The sequence below is a fragment of the Nocardia mikamii NBRC 108933 genome (assembly GCF_001613505.1).
GTDB lineage: Bacteria > Actinomycetota > Actinomycetes > Mycobacteriales > Mycobacteriaceae > Nocardia > Nocardia mikamii.
The window spans coordinates 1-15,545 of record NZ_BDCM01000029.1; the positions used below are offsets into that span (position 1 = coordinate 1).

General features: G+C 64.8%; 13 protein-coding genes and 1 pseudogene. 5 read left to right on the forward strand and 9 right to left on the reverse strand.

Going from position 1 to position 15,545, the window contains the following annotated elements; genetic code table 11:
* The 4 genes from NMI01S_RS33040 to hxlB form a co-directional block, all read right to left on the reverse strand.
* On the reverse strand, positions 1 to 870 hold an 870-nt coding region (locus NMI01S_RS33040), incomplete at its 3' end, for a cupin domain-containing protein (RefSeq protein WP_157126506.1).
* 698 nt (positions 871 to 1,568) lie between these two features.
* Positions 1,569 to 2,798, reverse strand: a complete 1,230-nt coding sequence (locus tag NMI01S_RS34590) for a helix-turn-helix domain-containing protein (protein WP_084513468.1) — start codon at positions 2,796 to 2,798, stop codon at positions 1,569 to 1,571.
* 756 nt (positions 2,799 to 3,554) lie between these two features.
* The gene (locus NMI01S_RS33055) at positions 3,555 to 4,289 is read right to left on the reverse strand and encodes a triose-phosphate isomerase (protein ID WP_063002680.1); all 735 of its coding nucleotides are present in this window, start codon (positions 4,287 to 4,289) and stop codon (positions 3,555 to 3,557) included.
* A 6-nt stretch (positions 4,290 to 4,295) separates the two neighbouring features.
* Positions 4,296 to 4,937 (reverse strand): 6-phospho-3-hexuloisomerase, encoded by a 642-nt coding sequence (gene hxlB / locus NMI01S_RS33060; RefSeq protein ID WP_084513469.1) that lies wholly within the window; start codon positions 4,935 to 4,937, stop codon positions 4,296 to 4,298.
* Between the two features lie 221 nt (positions 4,938 to 5,158).
* Here hxlB and NMI01S_RS33065 point away from each other — a divergent pair, with 221 nt between their 5' ends.
* Together NMI01S_RS33065 and NMI01S_RS33070 are read left to right on the forward strand one after the other, a co-directional pair.
* Positions 5,159 to 8,347, forward strand: a complete 3,189-nt coding sequence (locus tag NMI01S_RS33065; RefSeq protein WP_063002682.1) for a beta-phosphoglucomutase family hydrolase — start codon at positions 5,159 to 5,161, stop codon at positions 8,345 to 8,347.
* Positions 8,347 to 9,282, forward strand: coding sequence for a quinone oxidoreductase family protein (locus NMI01S_RS33070; protein WP_063002683.1), 936 nt, complete (start codon positions 8,347 to 8,349; stop codon positions 9,280 to 9,282). Before NMI01S_RS33065 ends, NMI01S_RS33070 begins: the two co-directional genes overlap by 1 nt.
* Before the next feature lie 207 nt (positions 9,283 to 9,489).
* Here the strand turns inward: NMI01S_RS33070 and NMI01S_RS33075 are convergent, their stop codons facing one another.
* Positions 9,490 to 9,807 carry a hypothetical protein gene (locus tag NMI01S_RS33075; protein ID WP_063002684.1) on the reverse strand — a complete coding sequence of 106 codons (318 nt, stop codon included), beginning with the start codon at positions 9,805 to 9,807 and terminating at the stop codon, positions 9,490 to 9,492.
* 723 nt (positions 9,808 to 10,530) lie between these two features.
* Between NMI01S_RS33075 and NMI01S_RS33080 the strand changes: the two genes are divergently transcribed.
* On the forward strand, positions 10,531 to 11,574 hold the full coding sequence (locus tag NMI01S_RS33080; protein ID WP_063002685.1) for a YdcF family protein: 1,044 nt from the start codon (positions 10,531 to 10,533) through the stop codon (positions 11,572 to 11,574).
* Positions 11,575 to 11,616: 42 nt separating this feature from the next.
* On the opposite strand, the gene NMI01S_RS36330 is transcribed toward NMI01S_RS33080, so the two are convergent.
* Both NMI01S_RS36330 and NMI01S_RS36490 read right to left on the reverse strand, forming a co-directional pair.
* Positions 11,617 to 11,832, reverse strand: a complete 216-nt coding sequence (locus NMI01S_RS36330) for an MspA family porin (protein ID WP_084513470.1) — start codon at positions 11,830 to 11,832, stop codon at positions 11,617 to 11,619.
* A pseudogene (locus NMI01S_RS36490) lies at positions 11,805 to 12,131 on the reverse strand (MspA family porin); the annotation flags it as partial. The gene NMI01S_RS36330 and the pseudogene NMI01S_RS36490, both read right to left, overlap by 28 nt.
* Before the next feature lie 405 nt (positions 12,132 to 12,536).
* Here NMI01S_RS36490 and NMI01S_RS33085 point away from each other — a divergent pair.
* A complete protein-coding gene (locus NMI01S_RS33085; protein WP_063002686.1) occupies positions 12,537 to 13,358 on the forward strand; it encodes a class II glutamine amidotransferase in 822 nt (273 codons plus the stop codon).
* 469 nt (positions 13,359 to 13,827) lie between these two features.
* Here the strand turns inward: NMI01S_RS33085 and NMI01S_RS33090 are convergent, their stop codons facing one another.
* A complete protein-coding gene (locus NMI01S_RS33090; RefSeq protein ID WP_063002687.1) occupies positions 13,828 to 14,400 on the reverse strand; it encodes a PadR family transcriptional regulator in 573 nt (190 codons plus the stop codon).
* 50 nt (positions 14,401 to 14,450) lie between these two features.
* Here NMI01S_RS33090 and NMI01S_RS33095 point away from each other — a divergent pair, with 50 nt between their 5' ends.
* Complete coding sequence (locus NMI01S_RS33095; protein ID WP_063002688.1) at positions 14,451 to 15,089, forward strand: DUF8817 family protein; 639 nt, start codon at positions 14,451 to 14,453, stop codon at positions 15,087 to 15,089.
* Between the two features lie 68 nt (positions 15,090 to 15,157).
* Here NMI01S_RS33095 and NMI01S_RS33100 read toward each other — a convergent pair.
* Positions 15,158 to 15,545: KUP/HAK/KT family potassium transporter (locus NMI01S_RS33100; RefSeq protein WP_439956329.1), on the reverse strand; the 388-nt coding region annotated here is incomplete at its 5' end.

Here is a 15,545-nt window from a genome sequence, read left to right on the forward strand (position 1 = left end):
ATGCCAGAGCCGGATCCTGCGGAGATACTCCATCGGAGACACGTGGAAGTAGCGTGCGAAAGCTTCCTGTAATGAGCGCACGCTCATATGCGCGGCTTCGGCCAGATCCGAAACGGACGTCGGTCGCGCCGGATCGCTGTGAATAAAACTCAATACATGACGCAGACTGTGCGGGAGTTCAACGGCACCGTGTCTTCGGAGCTGATTGGTGAGGTTGTGTTCAGTCGAAGCGAGGAGGGTGCTGAGCAGCGCTCGCTCGATAGACGCGGCGATGCGTGGGGCCGCAATGAGATTCGGCATATAGTCGGTGAGTTCCACAAAAGAGAGAGCGATATTCTGCCAGGTCCCGCCGCTTGCTTGCAGATCTATCAGCGGATCGAACCGCAGGTCTGTTGCCGGAGCGCTGTCGAGGAGTACCGCGCGCAGTTGGGAAGCGAGAGAAGACCCCGGTATGCGTAAAACGAGAGCCCGGGCCTCTTTCGGCCATATCGTTCGAGCCGGGATGCCCGGATTGATAACGATACCACTGCGCCTGGGCTGCGCAATCCATATCTCGTTCCGCGCGGCTTCTCCGCCGCGCATGGAGTATGCGATTTCATGGCGCAAGGGCAAAATTATCGTATAGCAGTCTGCCGCGCTTTCGTTCTCGGCAAAGATCTCCACCGGCACGCCGAAACTCAGTCGATGGACGTCAATCGAGCCCCAGCGTATGTTTTTGTCCTCTTCGTGGAAGATTTCAGTCTCTTCGCGAAGGCGCATGCGATGCGGACCGAATATGACAAAGTTGTGGGTTTGTGCAATTTTCGGGTCGTCGGTCGAGAATGCCGATTGTGTGCGCTGTGATCTTTCGACATCGTCGGGTACCGTCATAATTTCACATCCGGATCAGCGATGGTGTTGTGGGTATTACTTCCGATCTCGGGTGCGGCTGAGAAACTGTAGCTGCGCACCACGTTGATACGACGCTTTGTGGGAGAACGTGTTTCGTGTCTACGCGCTCGATTCGGAGTTCTTCACATCGCACATCGCATGAGTGCGCCGAGCACGCAGGTCGCTGGAGGGTGGAGGGCAGCGCGTGCAGCGAGAGGATGCGTTCGTACGTCGAGACTTCCTTCGGCAATCTGCGGCAACACCTAACCCCCTGGTCGAACGGCAGAGTCCACCGTAATGCGGCTCGCGGGTAGGGGATCCAACCCTCGTTGGGTTCTTCGGCAATCTCCGGCCACTCCAACGCCGACGGCATCGTCAACCGCAAACGAGGTGGGGATGCACCACGTCCTCGCCGACCTCGATGTGTGGGCCGAGGGCAGCGATTCGGAGCGAAACCCCTCGGGTACGGCCACGTTCGTCGGAGTCGATCCGATCGCGGCGCCAATACGAAGGTGTACTCGGCGAGTTCATCGAAGGGATTCGGCACGCCGAGCCGTCGTGCGCGTTCGAGGTCGTCCACTCTGCGCAGTCAGGCGCGCAGAGAATCGCGTAAGCCGAAGATCGGGCCGGAGTCGGCGCGTCGAGACAGGGGCATCTCCTGTGGGAACAACTGTCGCTGGCAGCGCCGCGCGGATCCGCTATACGAGCCCCGAAATCTCTGCCAGGCGGGCAACTTCGTCTCGGACAAGGTAATTGTCGGCGCGGATCAGGTACTGCACACAACGGTGCGCGTCGGGATCGTGACGGAGGTCCTCCGGTGAGATGGCGGCCGCCCTGAGTAGTGCGAGAGCTACGGCGGTGTCGTCTTCGCGCAGCGTGTACGCGGCGGCCAGGCATATATGGAAGCGCACGCTCCTCCCGATGGGATAGTCGTCCGGAACTGAGATCTCCGAGGCCAGGCGTACAGTCTCGTCGGGTCTATGCACGGCAAGCGCGATTTGCATCCTGCTCAGCCCGATCTCCGTGGGGCCGAAGATGATTCCCTTGCATCTGCTGTCGGCGCCGATGGACTCTGCTGCGTGCTCGGCCATGGCCAACAGTCGTTTGGCCTCGCCCAGATCGAGTTCCGCGGCGGCTGCGTGGGCTGCCAAGAGGTGCAGGGCGCCCCATAAGGTGACATCCTGGACTTCCGTCGGCCGGCCGTCGGCGATTTGCCGAGCGGCGCGCAGTGCGTAGTGCCGGCTGTCCCCGGCACACGACAGGTGCAGCATCGCGTTGGCCACGTGCCATGCGCTGGCCGTGGTCAAACGCGGATCATGGATTTGCGCGGAGGTACCCATCGAACGGTCCGCGACGATCGCAGCCAATTCGTGGTCCCCGCATGCGCTCAGCAGATGATGAGCGAGATGGTAAGCCGCCACCAAAAGCTCGGCCGTCGCGTCGTCCTGCCGATGCCAGCGGGCAGCGCGGGCAGCGGCCATCAGGACCGGAAGTTCTTGTGCCACCGTGGAATAGCGATATGGCGATGACTCCCAGGCTCGCAGGCATCCCGCGAGCCCCGGGTCGAGAACGGCGAGGTCGACCGGCTGGGATTCATTCGAACTGTCGCGAGTACGCAGCGCCGGATGATCAGTGATCACCCTGCGAAGTCGTGTGAGTCCGTCACTTCGTCGGCGTTGAATGTTCGGACGGTTGTGTGTGGGCCACTCCATCAGATCTACCGGGTCGTCGATTCCGAGGACCTCGGCGAGTCTGGCCACGATCCTTATGCTGTCGAGCGGGCGCTGGCCCGTCTCCACCAGACGCAGCCACTCCTCGCTGCGGCCGACCAAGTTGGCCAGCACCCGGCGTGACAGTCTCCGTCTGCGACGGTGAATCTCCAAGCGTTCGCCTACGGTGAGGCGGTCGATATCGGTGCCGTCAGTCATCTCTTCCCCGGCTCTGAAGGGCGCCGGCGGCCGTGGCCGGACGCCTGCCCTGGGGTGCGCGGCTTGCTTCACGCACGGCCCTTCTGTGAAAACAATTCCGACACTTGCCTATTGAGGACTTCCATAGTTGCACGCAGGTCGAAAAGGGCTCGCGGCCTTCAGATTTCAGTTTGGCATCGATGACCTTGATTCTTCAGCGCACGAACATTTGTAATCGCGTGGTCCCCATGGCCTCGTGCCGCGGCGAAAGGAAAGCGGAATCGACCGTGTCGGCCGGTTGCTATCAAGATCGTTTCGGCGACTATTCGGCTACGTGGATGACGTCGCGGAATCGTCGACCGCAGGTACGGTGCGGATTCGCCTTCTCGGTTGTCCGGAGGATATCCGTCGGGGGTCAGGCCTGTGCTGTGAGGTCTTCGACCGAGCGCCTTCGGACCGAGCGCTTGCTCCAACTTTGCTGGCTGGACTGGCTTGTCAGGGCGGGATCGTCTTCGGCGCTGCACTCGAACCGCTGCCAGTTAGCCACCAAGACTGAAACCCGAAAGATGGGGCAGGTCATGGGTGTGGTGCAGAGGATTTGCGATGACACACCACCAAATAGGTCGTATGCGACACCGTTTCGTTCATCGGGCAGCGTGCGTTCGGCGTCGGGTTGGCCAGCGCCGTTTCCAGGCAACTCCCAGGTTCACGATTTTCGAGCTCGCAGCCGTATGCGGCTCCCTTTCATGTGGTAACCCTGTGCGCTTAGGCTCCCTGCTAAGGCGATGTGGCGATTTCGTCGAGTACCTCACGTAACAGGTTCGCCTCTTTTACTACACGGCCGAGGCCCAGCCCGTCCGGCTTAGCGCCGGCGGACCGCAGCGCGCGGTAGGTACCGGCGACGACGCCACCGCCGTAGAACAGCGCCAGCTCGCGCGGGCGATCCGCGAGTCCCGTGCGGACACCGTCGAAGACAGCGGCGACATGGGTGGGTTCCGCGGCGATCGAGCCTACCGTCCAGCCGGGTTCGTACATGAGGTAGATCCCGGCGTCGTCCGGCAGGCCTGCGATGCAGGCCCGCACCTGGGTGAGGGTGTGCTCGGTGGCGGTGTGCGTATCGGTCTTCTCCGGCTCGCCGACGCATATGAGCGGGGTCATGCCGCTGGCGTGTACGGCCCCCGCTTTTCGCGCGACCAAGTTGTCGTCTTCGCCGCGAGCCCGGCGATCGGTGTGACCGAGCATGACGTGAGTGCACCCGAGTTCGGCGAGGAGGGTGGCAGGTGTCTCACCCGTGTCGTCGCCGGGTTCGTACCAGGCGTCCTGGGCGCCCACCCGGATGCCGGTACCCGCGAGACGGTCCACCGCTGCGGAGATGAGGGCGGCCGGGAGACAGGCGAAGAAGCTGGTGGTCGCGAGCTCGTCCGCGACCGGCAAAATGGTCTCGTCGAGCCATTTCCATGTCTGGGCCGCGCTCCAAGACGTCTTGGTGTTCGTGCAGGTGATCAGGCTCATAGACTCTCACTCGAAATTGGTGTGCCGCTGCGCCATTCGCGCCCTGTTCACGCGCCTTTCCCGTTCCGTGAACAGGACCACAGCGTCCAGATACAACAGTGCGCACTGTTCGAACAGGGTGCCGATGAACTGGACGGACCCGCCGACCTCGCCGTTCCCGGATCGCTCCTGGATGAGAACGACCTTGTGGGCCAGTTCTGCCAGCGGAGAATCCGCCGTCGCGGTGAGTGCCACGGCCCGAGCGCCCGCTTCCAGGGCGGTCTCGACGTGGCCGACAACGGTGGGCGTGGCCCCGGAACCGCTGCATGCGATGAGCAGATCCGTGCCTCCGTCGATCGCCGGTGTTGTCACGTCGGAGACGGCATAGGCGCGAAAGCCCAAGTGCATCAAGCGCATTGCGAAAGCGTCCACCATCAGCTTCGACCGGCCGGCGCCGAGCACGAATATCCTTTCAGCGGTGCGTATTTCGCTGACCAGCTCCAACGTGGCGTCGGGATCGACGGCGTCCAGCGCGGTGGTCACTTCGGCGCACACGTCCCGTTGCGCTCGTGCGACCTCGTCGGCGGGTGTTCCGGCTACCGGAGTCGGCTCTCCCAAATCCTCTGTTACGTCGGTATCCTGGCGAACCATCGAATCACTCCTTGACATCGGGCGTGGTCCCACCACATTCACGTCGCTCGATCGGCACACCCGAAGCTACGCGGCCGGTCCGGGAGAATGTCAAAATATTCTGTCACAAAATTCTTGGGCAACTGTCCCAACATTTTTGGTCTCGTTACTCGGTGCCGGTCGTAGTTATCCGCGAGGAACCGCGTGCATAATGGATCAGGCAACCCCCATGGTCTTGGCTCTCCGATCGGGGAAACGGTATGAGCGACACCGCAGCACGCGAATCGGTCGATCCGCGTGTCCAACTGATCGCGTATGGCGCAGTGATTTTCGATATGGACGGAGTGGTAACCGATACGGCAACGCTCCACCGTCGTGCATGGCAAAAATTGTTCGACAATGTACTGCGGAATTCGCGGCTCGAACAGGTCGAGGAAAGACGCCCCTTCAGTGGCGAGGATTATCGCACCTTGGTCGACGGCCGAAATCGCATCGACGCGATACGAGGCTTTCTCGACAGTCGCGGAGCGGACATCCCCTCCGGTGGAGTCGAAGACGCCGAAGACGAGTGGAGTGTTCACGGTTTCGCGAAATTGAAGAATGCCTACTTTCACACCCTGCTCGATGGCGAGGGTGTGCACGCATTCCCCGGCACGCTCGCTCTCCTGCACCGGCTGCGCGCCGGAGGCGTAGCGACCGCTCTGGTGACCGCGAGCCACAACGCCTGGGCGATTCTGGACCGGACCGGCCTGGCCGATTGTTTCGACACCGTGGTGGACGGCAACGACGCCGACGAGCAGGACCTGCCCGGCAAACCGGACCCGGCCCTCTTCGTGGAGGCGGCCCGACGACTCGGCGTCGATCCGGTCGCGGCGGTGGTGATCGAGGACGCGGCGGCGGGTGTCGAGGCCGCGGTTCGCGGTCGTTTCGGGCTGGTCGTGGGGGTCGATCGCGGCGAGTCCTCGGCGGAACTCGTTGCGGCAGGGGCGGATATCGTTGTCGATGATCTCGCGCAGCTGGATCTCGGCATGGTGACCGGCGATCCGTGGAGGCTGCGATTCGCGGGTTGCGACCCCGCGCATGAGGGGAGGAGGGAGGCGTTGACCACCCTGTCCAACGGCTACGCGGGCATCCGCGGTGCCGCACCCGAATACAGCGCGAATTCGGTGCATTATCCGGGGACTTACGTCTCGGGCCTGTACAACCGAGTATCGAGCACGATCGACCAGACCACCATCGAGGAGGAACATCTGGTCAACGTGCCCAACGGCCTGCTCTTCGACGTGTGCCTCGCCGACGGGCGATGGTGGAGCGAGGGCGGACTGCACGGCGTGCGAGAGGAACGGACCCTCGACCTGCGTACTGCGGTGCTGTCGCGATCGGTGGAGCTCGCAGCGTCCGATGGGCGACATCTGAGCGTGCGCCAGCGCCGCTTCGTTGCGATCCAGGACCCGCACCTGGTCGTGCTCGAAACAACTCTGTCGCCCCGCGGCTGGAGCGGTCGGATACAGGTCCGGACCGGGATCGACGCCGGGGTGGAGAATTCCGGTCAGCCCGAATACCGCCGCCTCGTGCATCGTCATCTGGTCGATTTCGACTGCGCGCCGACGGATGCGGCGACGTTCCGCGTGCAGGCGATGACGAGCAGCAGCAAGGTGTTCGTCACCGTGGCGCACCGAACGGAATGCGACGGATCGGATCCCGGCGTCCCCGCCCCGGTGATCGCGACCGACTCCGGCAGATTCGTCCAGACCGTCGCGATCGATCTCGAGGACGGCAGTGCGGTTTGCGTTCGAAAGATTCTCGCACTGGCCACTTCCCGTGACTCGGCGGTCGCGTCACCGACCGCCGGCGCGCTGGCGGCCCTGCATCGCTACTGCACGGACCCGGACGAGCTCTGGAACCGTCATCGACGGCACTGGGAGCTGCTGTGGCGGAGATTCGGCGTGGAGGTGCGCGGCGCCGGCGAATGGACAACTTCGATCGTGAACCTGCACCTGTTCCATGTCATGCAGTCCACCACGTGCCACGCAGCGGCGCGCGACAGTGGTGTGCTGCCGCGAGGGCTGCACGGGGAGGGATATCGCGGTCATGTCTTCTGGGATGAAACCTTTGTGACACCCCTGGTGGCGCTGCAGTCGCCCGAGGCGGCCCAAGCCTTGTTGCATTACCGCGTCAACAGGTTGCCGGCCGCACGCGCGGCGGCGAAGCAGGCGGGAATGTCCGGTGCGCTGTTTCCGTGGCAGAGCGGGGTCGACGGTAGTGAGCAGACTCCGCTGCTCATGTTCAACCCACGTTCGGGCCGGTGGATGGCCGATCACACACAGCTGCAACGGCATGTCGGGCTGGCGATCGCGCACAACGCCTGGCGCAACTTCGAATACACCGGAGACCGGCGCTGGCTCGCCGAGCATGGGGCAGTCCTGATCATCGAGGTTGCCAGGGCGTTCGCCGCCATCGCGCGTTACGACAACGGGGAGGACCGCTATCACATCGACGGCGTCATGGGCCCCGACGAATTTCACGACGGATATCCCGGTGCGGCAGGGCAGGGGGTGAGCGACAACGCCTATACCAATGTCCTCGCTGCCTGGGTGTGCTCGAAGGCCGCCGACGCTCTCGAACTCCTCGACGCTCGTGCGCGGGGCGAACTGCGCGACCGCCTGAGCATCGACGAACCCGCCGAACCGGCTCGCTGGCGCCATCTCGGCCGGCGGTTGGCGGTCCCCTTCCATGACGGCGTCATCAGCCAGTTCGACGGTTACGGCGAATTGAACGAATTGGATTGGGCTGCTTATCGAAAGCGCTACGACTCCATCGCCCGGCTCGATCTGATCCTGGAAGCCGAGAACGATCATCCGAACCGCTACAAGGCGGCCAAACAACCCGATGTCCTGATGTTGGTCTACCTGTTCGGAATCGACGGTGTCTCGCAACTCCTGCGCGATCTCGGCTACAGGGTCGGTGACGACGTTCTCACCGATACGGTGGACTACTACCTGACTCGGACCACGGACGGATCCACCCTGGGCCCGGTCGTCCACGCGGCCGTGCTCGCGCGGTTGGACCCCGACCGTGGCTGGTCGATGTTCCAGAAGGCGCTGCGAGCCGATATGACAGGCAGCGCGACCGAGAACGGCGTCCATCTCGGAGCCATGGCCGGCACGATCATGACCCTGCTGCGCGTCTTCGCCGGCCTGGACCACGATCTCGACGGCCTGATCCTGCGCCCCCGCCTGCCTGAGCGCTTGGAACGCATCGGGTTCGGCATCGAATACCGCGGCCATCGTGTCGACATCGTGGTCGGCCGGCGGACACTGTGTGTCTCGGTCGGCGATGGCCCCAACGCCGTCATCGATATCCGGGTCGATTCTCGCCGGGCCCGCATGCGGCCGGGACAGACGCACACCTTCGCTCTCAACACCCGATCCGAGGAAGAGGTCACGTGATGAAAGCTGTCGGAGTAACCGAATTCGGCGGGCCGGAGGTGCTGCGCATCCTCGAACTTCCGGTGCCGGAGCCCGGTCCGGGAGAAATTCTGATTCGAGTACACGCGGCGTCGGTGAATCCGGTGGACGCCTTGGTGCGACAAGGAAAGGAGTTCGTCTTCGACGCTAACCCGCCGTATGTTCCCGGGATGGACGCGGCCGGGGTGGTCGAGCGGATCGGAAACGAGGTGAACACCGGGGTGCGGCCCGGCGATCGGGTGATGGCCATCGCGGTCGTGTCCGGAACGCACGGCGCATACGCTGAATACCTTGTCGTGCCAGCCGAATCCGCGGTCGCCATCCCGGCAGGGTGCACGGATGCCGAGGCCGCGACCCTGCCGATGTGTGGGTTGACTGCTCGTATGGGTCTGGACGCGCTCGCTCTCGAGCGTGGTGCCACCGTCGCGGTGACGGGCGCCGCTGGCGCGGTCGGGGGATATGCCGTCCAACTCGCCAAAGCCGACGGGCTGCGGGTGATCGCCGACGCTACGGACGCCGACCAGCAACTGGTGCGGGACCTCGGCGCCGACATCGTCGTCCCCCGCGGGCGCCGGTTCGGCGACCACGTTCGCCGCCACATCGCCGCCGGCGCGCACGGCCTGTTCGACGCAGCGGGTATCGCCGACACCGCCTCCGCCGCAGTCCGCGACAACGGCGTCGTCGCCTCCTCCGTCCCCGACGCCCACGCCCCCGACGAACGAGGGCTGGTGTCGCACAACCTCTTCGTCCCCGACTACGCCCGCGAACACGCGGAACTCGACCGTCTGCGGCGACAGGTCGACGAGGGGCGCATTACCCTGCGCGTCGCGCGCCGGCTGCCGTACGGGCGGGCATCGGAAGCCCATCGACTACTCGACGCCGGGGGCATACGAGGACGGATCGTCCTCACCTTTTGACGGAAATACCCGTGTCGCCTTCGGCGATGGCAACGGCCCTCCGCGTCGAGGCCGATGAGGCTGTCGAGTTCGCGCATGGCCTGCGGGGACGGTTTGAATGCCGGCGCGGGAGCCCGCGTACCGCCGCGCCCACGTCCTATGGAAGGGGCTGGTGACGCAGAAGGTACGCAGGCCCGCTGACGACGAAACCCTAGGCGGGCTTCATATTTACGCCTGGATCACCTCGACGCGCACCAGTGCGCCCGGCGAGTCGCAGCTGGCCCAGGACTGGTTCTGCCCGTACTGCACCGGGCCGTACTTCCAGTAGGTGAACGGAACGGGCCACGCGACGCATGTCAGTTTCACTTGCTGCCAGGTCGGCAACTCGCAGTTGGACATCCCTCCGGTATTGAAGATGTTGTACACGTGACAGTTGGCCTGCCACACCGGAACATCGGCGTTGGCCACACCGCCACCAGCAAGGGCGGCAGCAGCCGTCGCGGTAGCGATGACGGCACCGGCAGCCAGTCGCTTCACAGTTTTCATGTCGAACCTCCCTGAACGGTGTTGCCTGAAAGATCGCTGAAGATTCGCGGACGTTACTCGAACATCCACTGACGCGCTGCTTCTCGACACCGCGGCTCAGTGCTCGACCGGCCGACAGTCGCAGACAGCGCCTCGACACGAGCTCGCCCGCTCGGTCGCTTCCGATTTCCGAGCCCGGACCCCTGAGGTTGTCCACATCGAAACAATGTGGACGTGCCGTCGACCGCAGCGGGGGCATTCCTCGACATCGAATGATCGCTTGCTCCGATGTCGACGACTACACCGACCGCGCTCGCGACTGGATTCACCGACGCTGATGCCACGTGCTGTTGCGCGAGGCCCCGGCAGCACCGGCAGGCCAGGGATAGCGAAGGGGCCGAACGCATTTCGGGCCGATTTCCGGATCGTCGAATCGTGTTCGTCGTTCAGCGTAGAGACGTGCGCCCATCACTCCACGGGTCGCAGCCGCGGCCTGATCGGCGGGCAGCGTGCCGCACACGCCTTCCTGAGTCGAGGTCTCGACCGGTCCGGCGGCCTAATTCGCCCGCACCGCGATGTCGGGGAACGGCGGGTAACACTGCGCCCCGCCGAGCTGTTTGCGGTGCCCCGGAACGGGAAATCGTCGCTGTGTCGCCCGGTCGCCGCGGATTTCTCGTCGCGCCGACGACTTCGAAGTGTCTTCGGCGCGGCGGCCCGGAAGGGGCCGGAAGGGGTCTCGGGCGGATGCAGACGGCGACGTACCTGTCGATCGGCGGGCTCTTGGTGGCGAGCGGAGCGCTCCTGGCGTTCATCGCGGCGATCCGCGTGGCCCTGGAGCCCCGCCGGCTCTCGACGGGATTCGTCCTGCTGGCGGCGGTCACCCTGCTGGGCGTCGGCGGCGCGACCGCGGTCGTCGGACTCGGCCCCGACGCGCCTTCGTCGTTCGGGGTGGTCGTGGTACTCACGGCTCCGTTCGCCGTGGCCGGTATCGCGTTGCTGGTCAACGGAATCGAGCTGATGTCACGGGAGGGGGTCGCGGCGACCACGGCGTTGCCGGTCGTACTCGGGGCCGGTCTGATCGGCGCGGTGGCCGCGGTCGTCACGGTGGCGTCCGGTCCGACGATGCCGAGCTGGGCCATCGGGTCCACCGTTCTGGTCGCCGCGGTCGCGGTGTACGTCGTGGCGCATCTGATCGCGTTCGGCGGCTACGCGCTGATCTACGGCAGTCTGGCGGCTCGTCCCGAAGCCGATGCCGTCGTGATTCTCGGCTGCGGCCTGAATCGCAGATCCGTCACGCCCCTGCTGGCGGCGCGACTGGACCGCGGTATCGACGCCTACCGCACAGCGGTGCGGTCCGGAGGCCAACCGGTGCTGGTCACCTGCGGTGGACAGGGTCCCGACGAGGCGACGACCGAAGCCGACGCGATGGCGCGCTACCTCACCGCCCGCGGCGTCAGCGGACACGCCATCGTCCGAGAACGGCACTCGCGCAACACCGCCGAGAATCTGCGCAATTGCCTGCGCGAACTGAACCGGCGCGGTATCGATCCGGAGCGGCTCCGAATCACGGTGGTAACCAGCAACTTTCACGTTCTCCGCACCGCCGGGCTGACTCGCCGCCTCGGTATCGACGCCCAGGTCCTGGGATCTCGGACCGCCGCCTATTTCCTGCCCGCCGCATTCCTGCGCGAATTCGTCGCGGTATTGGCGACTCATTACCGGCGCAGCCACATCACGGTCGCGGTCTCGCTTCTGGTCATCCTGCTGGCCGTGATGGCCCTGCCCTGAACACAGGGCAGGGCGATCGCCGGTTCGACCCACGCCTCGATATCAGATCCAGAGCGGGTCTCCGTACACGACGCCCACGTCGTCGAGACTGTCGGTGTGTAACTGCATCAGTGTGTATTGGCGCACGACCGCGCGGCCGATACAGCCGTTGACCACCAAGTGGATGTCTCGCATGACGATCCGGGCCGGGACGCCGGAGACGGCTCCTTCTTCAGCGGCCCGAGACCTGCTCCGCCGCCTTGCAATTCGACAGCACATCCGACGTGGTAGCCGACCATCAGGGTGCCACCGCTCGGAGCGTCCGAACGTGTGTAGGAGCTGCCCGAGACGAATACCTCGCGGACCCCGCCGGAGGCGTTCAGGTGCGGCACCTTGTTGATGAGCTCGTCTCGGCTACCGACCACGAAGGTCGGCCCGCCCGGTGCGGAGAAGGTCTTTTCGTGCGGTGCCATCGGGACGACCTCGGCGGTTGCCGACTGGGCGGAGACGAGCGGGATCGCGAGCGTCGCGGCTGTCAACACACACGACAGAACAACTCTGGCGGGGCTGGTTGGCATGAACCGATGCTAGCCGGGCCCCACACGCCGCCAGCAATTATCGGGTTATCGGCACGTTGTCATCGAATGGTGTCGGCCGGCGGCTCAGGCGGTTCATGCCGCACTCCACTGGCGGTCGGCAGGGGCGGAGCCGGCGTCAGCCTGGACGAAGCGGGTTCTGTCCGCGCAGCCATCGGCTCGAGGCTTCATGGGCTGTCTCGTGGTCGAGCAGGGTGAAATGATTCGCCCCCGGCAGGTGCATGCCGTTGTTGTCGAAACCGATGCGCCGGGACTATGCGGCTGTGCACTGATTGTGTGGGCGCAGGCCACGGTAATGGTGGCCAACCGGCAGGACGTCTACTTTCCGCAACCTGAGGGCTATCGCGGAGCTATCGACTCTGTTTGAATCAATGTATGTGCCGGTGGATGGCGTACTGGGGTGAGCCGATCCTCGTCGAGGATCTGTTGTTCCGTCCTGAACATTCGCTGATCGATCAGAGTCTGCACTCGCGCTTGGGTGAGACCACCACCAATGGTGACGGTTTCGGTGTCGGCTGGTACGGCGATGGTGCCGAGCCGGCGGTGTACAAGGGCATCGAGCCGGCCTGGAACGACAAGAATTTGCGGGAGATCGCCGGTCAGGTGCGTACGTCGAGGTTGCTCGCGCATGTGCGGGCCTCGACCGGGACCGCGGTGCAGCGCAGTAATTGCCATCCGTTCCGGCACGGTCGGTGGTTGTGGGTGCACAACGGCGCTGTGCGTGGCTTCCGTGAGATCAGACGCGACCTGTTGATGGCCGTGGATCCGGCGCTCTTCTCCGACATCGAGGGGTCGACGGATACGGAAGCGCTGTTCTACCTCGCCCTGACCTTCGGTCTCGCCGATGACCCGCTCGGTGCCGTCGCACGCGCGGTCGGCTTCGTCGAGGACGTCGGGCACGCGAACGGTGTCGAACATCCGGTTCAGATGACCGTCGCGACGACCAACGGCGACAGTTTGTGGGTCTTCCGTTATTCGAGCGAGCGCCGATCACGGTCACTGTTCTTCTCCACTCGGCTCTCCCAGTTGCGCGCATTGCATCCCGAGGTCGAGGTTTTGCGCGAACTCGGTGGCGAAACCCGTTTCGTGGTGTCGGAGCCACTGCGCGATCTCGCGGGGGCCTGGAACGAGGTGCCGGAATCGTCGGCTGCGGTAGTGGGATCCGGCGAAGACGCGATCCGGCCGTTCACGCCGATCTCACCGATCTGAGGCCGGCGTGGTGGGCGCGAAGTTCGCGGTGCCACTCCCGAATGCTCGCCCACACCGGTGTGCAGGCCTCGACTTGCCGCCGGGATAGTTCCCGTTGCAGTTCGGCATCAGGGAACCGTGCCGCGACGACGGTGTCGATCAGCAAGGGAGGCCGGATCGACAAGAACGAACTCCGCTTCCACGCCGACGGTCTATGGGCGAATACTGTTGCCGTGCAATGGATCACGAGGCTCACTCGACACCAAGGACGGCACAGTCACCTCCCGGTCGTTGCTGTCGAGCCGTGCGGCCCACCGCACGTCGCCCCTCTTCGTTCGAGCGCGCTCGTTCGCCACGGCTGAAGCCGGGGAACCGCTCGTGCAGTCCCCGAGCGTCCGGATCAACCGGTCACGGTGTCGCTCTACTCGGCCGCCAGCCGGGCCGGCAGGGGCGCGAGCGTGAAGTTCTTCCAGATATAGGTGTCCTCGGTTTACCGGTCTCGCACTGCCGGGCGGTCGTCCGCCATCCGATAGTGGCCTTCCTCGAGTCGCTGCAGCATGCCGCCTGTCCAGCGGGCGAGGTTGTCGAAGGTGCCACCCCACAATTCGAGCAGGTCGGCGGAATGCGGCGCCTGCCCTCGCGGCGGGTAGTCGGCCTTCATCGCAAGCAGTTCGTCTCGAACCTCCGCACTCCGCTGCCGCTGCTGCCGCAGCAGCCCGATGACGTGTTCTCGAGGCAGGGCGTCCATGAAGGCGATGCCGGCGCCCAGCTCCTCCATATCGACGCTGACCAGCGCGGCGTCGAGAAGGGCCCGGAACTCGGCCTCGCCCGTGTCGGTCAGTTCGAACAGAGTCCGGCCCGGTCCGGCGCTGCTGGTCTCCGAACCGATCGCGTTCAGCTTGCCCTCGTGGGCGAGCTGTTTGAGGGCGTGGTAGATCGAACCCGGCTTCACATTGGTCCATGTGTCTGCCCGCCAGGACAGCAGTTCGCGGCGGACCGCGTAGCCATAGGTCGGCTGCTGGGATCGGATCACGCCGAGGACGAGAAGACGGACGGTGGACATGGAACGATGCTACCCTCCACTAGTCAAATTTGATTACTGAAGGAGGGGCGATGACCGAGGTCGCGGTACCGCTGCTGTGGAGTCGCAAGGCTCACCTGTCCGAACTGCTCGACTTCTATCGCGCGCTCGGGTTCTCGGTCACCCACGAGCAGACCCGGCCCTACGTGTACGGCGCGGTCGCGCGCAACGGATACGAGTTGCACTTCACCGGGCGGCCCGAGGGTGTCGACGCGGAGCTCAGCTGTCTGGTCCTCGTCGATGACGTCGCCGTGTACCACCGCGAATTCACGGCCGCGCTGCGGTCGCGATTCGGTCGCGTGCCGAGCAAGGACGCACCGCGAATCACACGGTTCAAACCTGGGCAGTCCCGGTTCACGGTTGTCGATCCCGAGGGAAACCATGTGCTGGTGATCCAGCGAGACGAGCCCCGGGAGTTGGAGTACGGCGGGTCGAAGAAGCTCGACGGTCTCGCGCGAGTGCTCGACAACGTCCGCATCCTGCGCGATTTCAAGAACGACGACGCAGCGGCCCGGCGCGCGCTGGACGTCGGCCTACGCAGATACGGTCCCACCGCGACACCGGAGGAATTACGACACGCGCAGCAGGTGCGCGCGGAATTGGCTGCGGCGACCGAGGACCCCGCCGGCGAGATCGGCACCGACGCCGATCGGAACGGCGGGGATGCCTAGACCGGGCCGGAAGTTGGGGGTGTCGGTGGTCGATCGCGCAAGATCGCGACGAGCGGACAGCGGCCGGTCTATACCTCGATTTGGGATCCCATGATGATGGTGCGGTCGCGGGGGAGGCCGAAATAGTCGGCTGCGTCGGCGGTGATGTAGGAAGTGGCGATGAACAGGCGTTTGCGCCACGGGGCCATGGTGGGGGCGGTGCCGCGGCGGAGTTCGATCGTGGACAGGAAGTAGGTGGCGTTGTCGAGATCGAGGGGGCCTTCGGTGTCTCGTTCGTCGACGAGTGCGAGAGCCCGTGGTACGTCCGGGGTTTCCATATAGCCGTAGCGGGCGGTGACGTGGGTGATGCCGTCGTCGGGCGGTCCCAGCGGGTCGGTCGCGATCCGCTCGTCGTCGCAGATGCGCGGCACCGGCTCGGTCTCGATCGACAGAATCACGATATGGCTGTGACGAACA

Bases quoted from the DNA above. Each gene is read 5' to 3' on its own strand.
- NMI01S_RS34590 (WP_084513468.1), bottom strand. From the start codon at position 2,798: ATGACTGACGGCACCGATATCGACCGCCTCACCGTAGGCGAACGCTTG.
- NMI01S_RS33055 (WP_063002680.1), bottom strand. From the start codon at position 4,289: ATGAGCCTGATCACCTGCACGAACACCAAGACGTCTTGGAGCGCGGCC.
- hxlB (WP_084513469.1), bottom strand. From the start codon at position 4,937: ATGTCAAGGAGTGATTCGATGGTTCGCCAGGATACCGACGTAACAGAG.
- NMI01S_RS33065 (WP_063002682.1), top strand. From the start codon at position 5,159: ATGAGCGACACCGCAGCACGCGAATCGGTCGATCCGCGTGTCCAACTG.
- NMI01S_RS33070 (WP_063002683.1), top strand. From the start codon at position 8,347: ATGAAAGCTGTCGGAGTAACCGAATTCGGCGGGCCGGAGGTGCTGCGC.
- NMI01S_RS33075 (WP_063002684.1), bottom strand. From the start codon at position 9,807: ATGAAAACTGTGAAGCGACTGGCTGCCGGTGCCGTCATCGCTACCGCG.
- NMI01S_RS33080 (WP_063002685.1), top strand. From the start codon at position 10,531: ATGCAGACGGCGACGTACCTGTCGATCGGCGGGCTCTTGGTGGCGAGC.
- NMI01S_RS36330 (WP_084513470.1), bottom strand. From the start codon at position 11,832: ATGTGCTGTCGAATTGCAAGGCGGCGGAGCAGGTCTCGGGCCGCTGAA.
- NMI01S_RS33085 (WP_063002686.1), top strand. From the start codon at position 12,537: ATGGCGTACTGGGGTGAGCCGATCCTCGTCGAGGATCTGTTGTTCCGT.
- NMI01S_RS33090 (WP_063002687.1), bottom strand. From the start codon at position 14,400: ATGTCCACCGTCCGTCTTCTCGTCCTCGGCGTGATCCGATCCCAGCAG.
- NMI01S_RS33095 (WP_063002688.1), top strand. From the start codon at position 14,451: ATGACCGAGGTCGCGGTACCGCTGCTGTGGAGTCGCAAGGCTCACCTG.